General features: G+C 40.3%; 1 protein-coding gene. It reads right to left on the bottom strand.

Translation table 11 applies throughout. From position 1 onward, the window contains the following. On the bottom strand, positions 1-626 hold a 626-nt coding region (birA, locus tag GMD6S_RS09935; protein ID WP_000326856.1), incomplete at both ends, for a bifunctional biotin--[acetyl-CoA-carboxylase] ligase/biotin operon repressor BirA.

Raw genomic sequence — 626 nt, 5'->3', positions numbered from 1 at the left:
CAATTCCATATTTCGCTGATGAGCTCATTACGACTAATTGGTGCAGGTGGCATAAATAGGCTACCTGCTTTTTCTTTTAGGTCTTCTGGGAAGTCTGCTATAGAAAAATTTATACCAAGTCCGATAATGACATCTGTAACCAAGCCTGTTTCAACTGATGTCATTGCTTCGGTGAGGATACCTGCTATCTTTTTATTTTTTAAGTAGATGTCATTTACCCATTTGATATCTACTTCTATCATAGTTAGATTTTTAATGGCTTTGTAGGTTGCAGCAGCTACAAGGAGAGTATAGGAAGGGAGTTTTTCATAGGGAAGATTGGGTTGAATATGCAGGGACATATAGATCCCACCCTGAGATGGAGAATAGTAGGGGCGCTGAAAGCGGCCACGACCTGCTGTTTGACAGGTTGAAAGATAGAGTGTGTTTCCTTGGTTTCCAGCCTCAATCCCTTCTTTTGCATCTGTTTGTGTTGATTTTGTCTCAGGTTTGTAGCGAATGGTTAAGTTGGTTTTCTCCTGAATCAAATCAGGCAATATCAGATCGCCTTGAATAAGCTTGTATCCTCTATTTTTGATACTGTCAATTTCTAGGCCTTCTTGTTGAAGACGTTGGATCGCTTTCCA

Source organism: Streptococcus sp. GMD6S, assembly GCF_000297015.1.
The sequence above is the reverse complement of the archived record's forward strand: the minus strand, read 5'-3'. Positions and strand labels throughout refer to the sequence as shown.